This window comes from Sinorhizobium sp. Y406 (genome assembly GCF_058732025.1).
Genome location: NZ_CM178974.1, coordinates 3,338,555 through 3,347,500, shown reverse-complemented (window position 1 = coordinate 3,347,500; position 8,946 = coordinate 3,338,555). Strand labels below are relative to the sequence as shown.

Annotated in this window: 8 protein-coding genes (1 of these 8 running past the window's edge); 7 read left to right on the top strand and 1 reads right to left on the bottom strand. The window is 65.1% G+C overall.

Annotated features, from left to right (window positions below):
* The 6 genes from AC4P1R_RS15725 to AC4P1R_RS15700 all read left to right on the top strand — a co-directional run.
* A protein-coding gene (locus tag AC4P1R_RS15725) for an ABC transporter substrate-binding protein (RefSeq protein WP_492177180.1) crosses the window boundary here: on the top strand, nucleotides 1–317 show its 3' end. 910 nt of this gene lie to the left of the window's left edge; the window shows 317 of its 1,227 coding nt (coding positions 911–1,227); its start codon lies off the left edge, out of view; the stop codon is at nucleotides 315–317.
* Complete coding sequence (locus AC4P1R_RS15720; RefSeq protein WP_069458944.1) at nucleotides 301–2,007, top strand: ABC transporter permease; 1,707 nt, start codon at nucleotides 301–303, stop codon at nucleotides 2,005–2,007. The genes AC4P1R_RS15725 and AC4P1R_RS15720 overlap by 17 nt, the downstream gene beginning before the upstream one ends.
* Nucleotides 2,008–2,691 (top strand): ATP-binding cassette domain-containing protein, encoded by a 684-nt coding sequence (locus AC4P1R_RS15715; RefSeq protein ID WP_069458943.1) that lies wholly within the window; start codon nucleotides 2,008–2,010, stop codon nucleotides 2,689–2,691.
* On the top strand, nucleotides 2,691–5,150 hold the full coding sequence (gene hrpB, locus AC4P1R_RS15710) for an ATP-dependent helicase HrpB (RefSeq protein ID WP_492177179.1): 2,460 nt from the start codon (nucleotides 2,691–2,693) through the stop codon (nucleotides 5,148–5,150). Before AC4P1R_RS15715 ends, hrpB begins: the two co-directional genes overlap by 1 nt.
* A gap of 197 nt (nucleotides 5,151–5,347) precedes the next feature.
* Complete coding sequence (locus AC4P1R_RS15705; protein ID WP_069458941.1) at nucleotides 5,348–6,637, top strand: ActS/PrrB/RegB family redox-sensitive histidine kinase; 1,290 nt, start codon at nucleotides 5,348–5,350, stop codon at nucleotides 6,635–6,637.
* Nucleotides 6,638–6,714: 77 nt separating this feature from the next.
* Nucleotides 6,715–7,296: an ActR/PrrA/RegA family redox response regulator transcription factor gene (locus AC4P1R_RS15700; protein WP_069458940.1), complete on the top strand. Its 582-nt coding sequence runs from the start codon at nucleotides 6,715–6,717 to the stop codon at nucleotides 7,294–7,296.
* Here the strand turns inward: AC4P1R_RS15700 and AC4P1R_RS15695 are convergent, their stop codons facing one another.
* Entirely contained in the window at nucleotides 7,297–7,830 is a 534-nt protein-coding gene (locus AC4P1R_RS15695; protein ID WP_069458939.1) for an MmcB family DNA repair protein, read from the bottom strand. It abuts the gene before it with no gap.
* Between the two features lie 184 nt (nucleotides 7,831–8,014).
* Here AC4P1R_RS15695 and AC4P1R_RS15690 point away from each other — a divergent pair, with 184 nt between their 5' ends.
* A complete protein-coding gene (locus AC4P1R_RS15690; protein WP_069458938.1) occupies nucleotides 8,015–8,689 on the top strand; it encodes a L,D-transpeptidase in 675 nt (224 codons plus the stop codon).
* Nucleotides 8,690–8,946 lie beyond the last annotated feature (257 nt).

Sequence of the window (8,946 nt, the reverse complement as noted above, 5' to 3'; positions counted from 1 at the left end):
GCGGTACGCTCGGCAATACGCATTTCCTCGCTATTCCCTACAATGCAACGGCGAAGGCGGGCGCGTTGCTTTTCGCGAATTTTCTGCTCTCGCCGGAGGCGCAATTGCGCAAGCAGGATCCGAAAGTCTGGGGCGATCCGACGGTTCTTTCGCTGGATAAACTTCCGGCAGGAGACCGATCGGCCTTCGAAGGCCTCGATCTGGGCGTGGCAACGCTCAAGCCCAATGAGCTCGGACCCGCGCTCGACGAACCGCATCCGAGCTGGATGACGCACATCGAGGCCGCATGGATCCGGCGTTATGGCGCTGCCAACTGAGACGGGTGCCCGCACTCTCTTCAACGCGAACCGATTGCTCGTCCTCATTCTCGGACTACCGGTTCTTGCCGGTATGGCGGGAATTGCACTGCCAGCGTTCGGCTATCTTCCTGCGCTCGGGGAATCCCGGTTCACGCTCGACCATTTTGCCGAGCTAGCCAGGCAACCGCATATCCTGCGCTCGACGCTTACGGGGCTTGCCGCCGGCCTGGCGACGACATCGATTTCGGTTGCGATCGTCGGGACCTTCCTGGCCGGCTTCGCCGGCACGCCGGCCTTTTCGCGCATCCAGCACCTGGTTTCGCCACTGCTAGCGGTTCCGCACGCCGCCGTCGCCTTTGCGCTTGCCTTCCTCATCGCGCCCTCGGGCCTTCTGCCCCGGCTGGTCTCGCCAGAGCTGACGGGCTTCGCCCGGCCGCCGCAATGGCTGGTGCCGAACGATCCGCTCGCGCTCTCGATGATCGCGGGGCTTGTCGCGAAGGAAATTCCCTTTCTCTTTCTGGTCGCACTCGCTGCCCTGCCGCAGCTACCGCTTCGCCAGTCGCGGCAACTGACCGCGGCGCTAGGCCATGGTCATGTAAGCGGGTTCTTCGTCACCCTCTGGCCCGCGCTCTACCGGCAGATCCGGCTCGCCGTGTTTGCGGTACTCGTCTATTCCGTTTCGGTGGTAGACGTCGCCATCATTCTCGGGCCGCAACTGCCGGCCACCTTGCCGGTGCGCATCGCCCTCTGGACGGCTGATCACGAGCTGAGCGCGCGCTTTCTCGCTTCGGCTGCCGCCCTGCTGCAGCTTGCCGTCGTTGCGGTCGCGATCGCATCGTGGTTCCTGATCGAGCGGTTCGGCAAGATCGCGCTTACCCGGGTGATCGCATCCGGTCGACGTATTCGAAACGATACCCCTTTGCGGCTGGCGTCGGCGATCGCAATGGCGGCCTCAGCCGTTCTCATCTTTTTGGGGCTTGCTGCTCTCGGCCTCTGGTCGATCGCGGGCCTCTGGCCCTTCCCAAATAGTTTCCCGACGCATTTCACGCCCCAGACCTGGGTGCGCAGCCTGCCGCAACTCGGGCCGCCGCTTCGCACCACGCTCGCGCTTGCGATCTCGGCGGCCTCGCTCGCGCTGCTCGTTGCCATCATGCTTCTCAACCGAAACGGCACCGCAGGAGGGGGCGGCAAAGCAATAGCCTACAAATCGCTCTACCTTCCCTTGCTGCTGCCGGAGATCAGTTTCATCTTCGGCCTGCAAATTCTCATCGTCGCCGCCGGCTTCAAGCCTGTCTTCCCGACGGTGCTTGCGGCGCACTTTCTGTTCGTGCTGCCTTACGTGCTGCTGTCGCTCTCGTCGCCGTGGCGCGCACTCGACCCGCGCTTCGAGCGGATTGCCGCCGGCTTCGGCAAGTCCCCCTTGCGGATCCTGATCACGGTCCGCCTGCCGATGCTCTTGCGGGCCTGCCTCACGGCCTTTGCCGTCGGCTTTTCGGTATCGGTCAGCCTTTATCTGCCGACGCTGCTCATCGGCGCGGGAAGGTTGACGACAATCGCGACCGAGTCGGTCGCGCTGGCCTCCGGCGGCGACCGGCGGGTCATCGGCGTCTATGCGCTTGTCCAGGCGCTTCTGCCCTTCCTCGCATTTCTCGTTGCGTCGCTCGGGCCGCAGTTGCTATTTCGCAACCGGCGCGCCATGAGGACGTGAATGCAGGACATCGCCAACACAATCCCGGCAACCAGGTCGAAATCGCTGATGCTGTCGGATGTTCGGATCCGGCTCGCAGGGCGGACGCTGCTTGCGCTCTCAGCGACGGTGATGCCGGGCGAGATCCTGACCGTGATGGGCCCCTCCGGGTCGGGCAAATCCACTTTGCTGGCTTTTGCCGGCGGTTTTCTCGATCCGGCATTCGTGGCCAGCGGACAGATCGTTATCGGCGACGAGGATCTGACCAGGCTTGCGGCCGACCGGCGCCATGCAGGCATCCTGTTCCAGGATCCGCTGCTCTTTCCCCACTTGTCGGTCGGCGGCAACATCCTCTTCGCCATCCCGCAATCGATCAGAGGCCGCCGGGCACGACGAGAACTGGCCGAGCAGGCACTGGACGAGGTCGGGCTCTCCGGCTTCTTCGATCGCGATCCGGAAACGCTCTCAGGTGGCGAAAAGGCCCGCGTTGCCCTGCAGCGCGTGCTCATCTCGGCGCCGCGTTTCCTGCTGCTCGACGAGCCCTTCTCGAAACTCGACATGGCCCTTCGCCAGCAAACCCGCGACCTCGTCTTTTCCAAGGCGCGCGCTTCCGGCTTGCCGGCCGTTCTCGTCACCCACGACCGTGCCGACGCGGAGGCCGCCGGCGGACCGGTCATCGAGATCGGACGCGAGGTGGACGGCTGATGCGACCGCTTCCGCCCCTTCCGGTTCTCGATATTCTGCCTGCGCTCGCCGAGGCGCTCGATCAGGCGGGTTCGGCCGTGCTCTCGGCGCCTCCCGGCGCCGGCAAGACGACCCTGGTGCCGCTCTTCCTCCTTGACCAGCCCGGGGTGAAGAACGGCAAGATCATCCTGCTCGAGCCCCGCCGCCTTGCGGCGCGGGCCGCGGCGAGCCGCATGGCCGAACTCCTCGGCGAAAAGCCTGGCGAGACCGTCGGCTATCGCATGCGGCTCGACAACCGCATTTCCGCAAAAACGCGGATCGAGGTGGTGACCGAAGGCGTCTTCACCCGCATGATCCTGGACGACCCCGAGCTTTCCGGCGTGTCAGCCGTTCTTTTCGACGAATTCCATGAGCGATCGCTAGACGCCGACTTCGGTCTCGCCTTGGCCCTCGACGTGCAGTCGGCCTTGCGCGACGACCTGAGGATCATCGTCATGTCGGCGACGCTTGACGTGGAGCGCGTTTCGAAACTGCTCGGCAACGCCCCGGTGCTCAAGAGCGAGGGCCGCAGCTTTCCGGTGGAAATCCGCCACGAAACCAGGAACCTGTCCGAAAGCGTCGAGGATACAGTGGTGCGCACGATCACCACGGCGCACCGCGCCGAAGCCGGTTCGATCCTCGCTTTTCTCCCCGGCCAGGCCGAGATTGCCCGCACGGCGGAACGTCTTTCCGGGCGCTTCAGCGAGAACACCCTGGTCGTGCCGCTTTTCGGCAATCTCAGCCAGAAGGAACAGGATGCGGCGATCCGGCCGGCACTGCCGGGCACCCGTAAGATCGTGCTCGCGACATCGATTGCCGAGACCTCGATCACCATCGACGGCGTGCGCATCGTCGTAGACAGCGGCTTGCAGCGGCTGCCCGTATTCGAAGCCTCGACGGGAATCACGCGGCTGGAAACCGTTCGCGTTTCGCGCGCCTCCGCCGACCAGCGCGCCGGACGCGCCGGGCGAACCGAGCCGGGCATCGCGATCCGGCTGTGGCACGCCGGGCAGACGGCAGCGCTCGCAGCCTTCACGCCGCCGCAGATTCTCTCAAGCGACCTTTCCGGCCTGCTGCTCGATCTCGCCCATTGGGGCGTAGCCGATCCTTCGTCGCTTTCCTTCATCGACCCGCCGCCGGAGACGACCTTGCGCGAGGCACGCAGCCTTCTGGTCGAACTCGGCGCGCTCGATGCCCAGGGCGCGCTGACGCCGAGGGGCCGCAAGGTCCGCGACCTCGCCCTGCCCGTGCGGCTCGCCGCCATGGCGGCCTCGGCCGCCGAGGAGGGCCAGGCATCGGAAGCCTGCCTCATCGCCGTGATGCTGACGGAGCAGGGCCTCGGCGGCAACAGTCTCGACATCGAGGAGCGGCTGCGGCGCTTTCGAAGCGATCGCGGCGAAAGGGCCGAGGCCGCGCGCCGACTCGCCAGACGTATGGCTGCGGATCTCTGCGGAGCAGGAACCGATGCTTCGCGTGCCCTGCCGGGGCCGCTGCTGATGCACGCCTTTCCCGATCGCATTGCGCTTCAGCGTGGCGGCCGCGGCCGCTTCGTGATGGCCAATGGGCGGGGCGCAGAAGTGCCGGCAACCGAAAGACTGGCAGCGGCCGAAATGCTGGTTATCGCCGATCTGACGGGACGGGCGGGCGCGCAGCGCGTCCTTGCTGCCGCGGAGATCAACCGGGGGGACGTCGAGGCGCATATGCCCGGAGCAATCGTCCGCGAGGAGCAGAGCTTCTTCGACTGGACGAGCCGGCAGGTGCGGGCCCGCCGGGTGACGCGGCTGGGCGCCATCATCTTCGAGGAGACACCTCTGCCCCGGCCGAGCGGCGAGGCGGCCGCAAGGGCGCTCGCGGATGGCGTAAGGCAATTGGGGCTCGCTGCGGTACCCTTTCCGAAGGACGTGGCGCAGCTGCGCCACCGCATCGGCTTCCTGCATCGCTCGCTCGGCGAGCCTTGGCCCGACATGTCCGATACGGCACTCCTCGAGCGCCTCGACGAGTGGTTTGCGCCCTATCAGGGGGAGGCCGGCGGCATCGACGGCATCCGGGGTGGCGATCTGGCCGAAGGCCTTCTCTCCCTCGTTCCTTACGATCTCCAGCGCGATCTCGCGCGGTTCGCACCGACGCATTTCGAGGCGCCGACGGGACAGCGGCATCCCATCCGCTACGACGGAGACGAGCCGCTCCTGTCGATCCGCGTGCAGGAGCTCTTTGGGCTAAAGACGCATCCGACGATCGGCGACGGGCGGCTGCCGCTGCTTCTCGAGCTGGTCTCACCCGGCCACCGCCCGATCCAGACCACCCGCGACCTGCCGGGCTTCTGGGCCGGCTCCTGGAAGGACGTGCGCGCGGACATGCGTGGGCGCTACCCAAAACACCCCTGGCCGGAAGATCCCGCCAATGCCGCGCCGACGACGCGGGCGAAACCGCGTGGGACGTAGAGCAGCTACCGGGCGGATATTCACGGGACAGTTTGCTGAACCTGCTATACAGCGCCGTGCTCGCAAAGCTCGCTGACTCCTTGAATCTGCGCATGGCGCTTTCCGAAAATCGGCTCCGGTTTTCGGGCCGATGCGCGAGGGCTGGTCTATCGTGCCGATCTGGCGATAGACTTGAGCCGCAGCGCGAAAGGACCGGCATGGCGGCAATGGCACTCGACAATCTCAACGGCAATCGCAGCCTGCGGCTGCAGACGCTCGTGCGGCTGCGGTGGCTCGCGGTTGGCGGTCAATCCGTGGCCGTGATCGTCACGGCGCTCTGGCTGCAATTTCCGCTGCCGCTCGTTTCCTGTTCGGCTCTGATCGCAAGCCTGGCGCTGCTCAATGCGTTTCTGACGGTGCGCTATCCGCCGACGCACCGGCTGACGGCGCCGGCCGCCTTCGTGCTGCTCGGCCTCGACCTGGCGCAACTGACGGCGCTGCTCTTCATCACCGGCGGACTTGCCAATCCCTTCGCCCCGCTTCTTTGCGTGCCGGTGATCATCTCGTCGGCCTCGCAGCCGAAGCCACACAGTATCGTACTGGCGGGCTTTGCGGTCATGGGTATCACGGCCCTTGCCTTTTCCCCCTTCCCACTGCCGTGGTATCCCGGAACCGTTTTGCTGATGCCGAGCGTGCTGACGGTCGGCATCTGGTTCGCGATCGTCTCGATGACGGCCTTCGCCGCCTTTTACACCTATCGCGTTTCGCTCGAGGCCAGCGAGCTATCCGAAGCGCTGACGGCCACCGAACTCGTGCTCCAGCGCGAAAAGCACCTGTCGCAGCTCGACGGCCTCGCCGCCGCCGCCGCCCATGAGCTCGGGACGCCGCTCGCGACGATCAGTGTCGTCGCCAAGGAAATGGAACGGGAGCTTGGCGACGACCCGCGTTTCGGCGAGGACGTCCATCTGCTGCGCAGCCAAAGCGAGCGCTGCCGCGATATCCTGAAGCGCCTGACGACGCTCTCGTCCGAAAGCGAGGAGCACATGCGGCTCCTGCCGCTCTCCTCGCTGATCGAGGAGGTGATGGCGCCGCACCGCGAATTCGGGATCGAAATCAAGCTCGTTGAGAAGGGCGACCGTGCCGGCGAACCCGTAGGCACCCGCAATGCAGGCATCCTCTATGGTCTCGGAAACCTTCTGGAAAACGCCGTCGATTACGCTCGCAAGGCCGTGACCGTTACGGTCGAGCACACGGCCGAGCGCGTGAGGGTGACGATCGAGGACGATGGCGATGGTTTCGCACCGGACATCCTGGCACGGATCGGCGAGCCCTACGTCACCCGGCGACAGAAGGAAGACAGCGCCGGCGGGCTCGGGCTCGGGCTTTTCATCGCCAAGACGCTGCTCGAGCGATCCGGCGCCCGGCTGCGATTCGAGAACGGCAATCCGGGCGCCCGCGTCAGCGTCGAATGGCCGCGCGCATTGATGGATACGAAACTGGCGAAATGAATCGTGGCGGATTATTGAAGACAGCGGAGAAAAACCCACGTAATTTCAACGGAATTGTAGGGCTCGAGGGTTGAAGGATGACGGATAAATCAGCGGCTGGACAAAGTACGCAGTCGGATGCCGAACTGATCGGGCCCGACAGGACGCTCCTGATCGTCGATGACGACGGGCCGTTCCTGCGGCGACTCGCGCGCGCCATGGAGGCGCGCGGCTTCACGGTCGAGATCGCCGAATCGGTTGCCGAAGGCATCGCCAAGGCAAAGACGCATCCGCCGAAACATGCGGTCATCGACCTGAGGCTCGGCGACGGCAGCGGACTCGACGTGATCGAGGCGATCCGGGGACGCCGCGACGACACGCGAATGATCATGCTGACCGGCTACGGCAATATCGCCACGGCGGTGAACGCGGTGAAGCTCGGGGCGGTCGACTATCTCTCGAAGCCCGCCGACGCCGACGACATCTTCGCCGCCCTTGTGCAGCGTTCCGGCGAACGGGTGGAGCCGCCGGAAAATCCGATGTCCGCCGACCGTGTGCGCTGGGAGCACATCCAGCGGGTCTACGAGATGTGCGAACGCAATGTCTCGGAAACCGCGCGACGGCTCAACATGCACCGCCGCACGCTGCAGCGCATCCTGGCGAAGCGGGCGCCAAAGTAATCAGGACTCCGCATCACGGCTGCCGGCGAGGATATCGCCTATCGACTCGCCGAATTCGCCGTTTCTCTCAGCCGCCCATTCGGCCAGCATCAGGCGCTGTGCCGCCGCCCGGGCAAAGCCTTGGACTACCGATTTTCGCGTTGCAGCGGCAATGCGATGTTCCGGGGCGTCGCGCAACATATGCGCTTCGTAGCCGTCGGAAAGGATGAGTCCGCATTCCTCCGGAAAGATGTCGAGCGGCACCTCTGCATGAGTCGCAAAGAACAACCGGTCGCAATGCAGCCGGTAGTCCGGCCATTTGCGGTCGACGCGAAAATCCTCGATCGAAGTCTTGATCTCGACGATCCAGATCTCGCCCTTCGCCGACAGCGATATGAGGTCCGCCCGCCGGCCGCTCGCAAGCGTGAGTTCCGGCAACACGGCATGGCGCATCTCGGCAAGCAGGCGCTGAACGCCGCGGCGCACTTTCAATGCCCGCTCCGACTGGCGCCCGTCGGCGAGCGGATTGTCGCCATGGATCGATAGAATCGTCATCGTTCGACTTCGGCGCAGGGCGCCGCTCCGGCCGCTTGTTGCAAAAAAGCAATCGTCGCGGAATTTACACTTCGCGGCCGAATTGCGGCACCTCCGTCCCTTGCTAAGCGCCATGCAATCGCAAATAAGCTGACGGCCGGGCACCCTCCCCCGCACTTCCTCACCTTCCTTTTACGAGACCCTCATGCGCTTCCGCAACGCTCTCCTTCTGTGCAGTCTGACTGCGACGGTCCTCATCGCCGGCTGCTCTCAAACGACGTCCACCGCCGACTCCTCCACCGAGGGCGAAAAGCTGGCGACGAATCAAATCTTTACGACCAATTACGGCGCGGTTGAGGACCACGGCTATCCCTTGCCGGCAATCCCGATCGACCGACTGGACAAGCGCTTCCATCGTCAGATCGTCGAGTACCAGACGAAGGAGCGCCCCGGCACCATCGTCGTCAACACGCCGAATCGCTTCCTCTACTACGTACTGCCGGGCGGCAAGGCGGTGCGCTACGGCATCGGCGTCGGCAAGGCCGGCTTCGCCTGGGAAGGCGAGGCCTATGTCGCCTGGAAGCAGGAATGGCCGACCTGGCATCCGCCGAAGGAGATGGCCGAGCGCAAGCCGGAAGTCGCCAAATATGTCGAGGAAGGCATGGGCCCGGGTCTCAGCAATCCGCTCGGCGCCCGAGCGCTCTATCTCTTCAATCAGGAAGGCCGCGACACGCTCTTCCGCCTGCACGGCACGCCGGAATGGTCTTCGATCGGTACCGCTGCGTCGTCCGGCTGCATCCGGCTGATGAACCAGGACATCATCGATCTCTATGCACGGGTTCGCCCGGGCCGCGGCGCGCGCGTCGTCGTGCAGCAGTAACGCTGGAACATCCGTCTATCGAAAGAGGCCGCTGGTCGATGCCGGCGGCCTTTTCATTCGCTTGCGTGGAATAGCGCCGGAAGTCCCCTCCCCAAAGGGGGGAGGGGCTTACCGAGCCATGCATTCACTACAACGTACTCAACCCTTGCGTGAGTCGGAAGGGCTGAAATGGGCAAGCGAGCGCCGCGAGTGCCGAGCCCCTCCCTCTTGTGGGAAGGGTTTGGGAAGGGTCTTCTCCTGCTCGTAAGCGTAGGACG